Annotated in this window: 1 pseudogene; it reads left to right on the forward strand. The window is 39.0% G+C overall.

Features of this window, described 5'->3' with window-relative positions:
• Window positions 1-481 (forward strand): annotated as a pseudogene (locus ACFE6N_RS23530) (integrase core domain-containing protein); the annotation flags it as partial.
• Between the last annotated feature and the right edge of the window lie 127 nt (window positions 482-608).

Consider the following 608-nt stretch of genomic DNA (forward strand, 5'->3'; position numbering starts at 1 on the left):
TCATATTTATCAGCAAACATTTATTGATACTTATGCTAAAGTTGCCTTTACCAAGCTATATGACCGCAAGAATGCATTGGTGGCAGCAGAGATGCTTAATGATAAAGTGGTGCCGTTTTATGAGCAGCACGACCTGCGTTTGCTGCGGATACTTACCGATAGGGGAACTGAATACTGCGGTTCAAGGGAACAGCATGAGTTCCAGTTATACCTGGCCATTGAAGACATCGACCATACCAAAACCAAGGCTAAAAGCCCGCAGACCAACGGCATTTGTGAGCGGTTCCATCGTACTATCCAGGATGAATTCTATGCCATTGCCTTTCGAAAAAAGATATATCGAACGATAGAGGAGCTGCAGGCAGATCTTGATAAATGGATGTATTACTACAATAATGAAAGAACACATAGTGGGAAACACTGCTTCGGAAAAACTCCAATGGAAACACTTAAATTAAGTATTCCTCTGGCTAAGGAGAAGTTATTGGAAAAATTAAAGGAAGAGGATATATTTGAGAGCTATAAACAAGAGAAAGTAATAGATAAATTAACGATCTCAGAAGAGCAAAAAACATATTCAGAAATTCAATCTGACAATTAGCAAAAAC

This window comes from Pedobacter sp. BG31 (genome assembly GCF_042464845.1).
GTDB classification, from domain to species: domain Bacteria; phylum Bacteroidota; class Bacteroidia; order Sphingobacteriales; family Sphingobacteriaceae; genus Pedobacter; species Pedobacter suwonensis.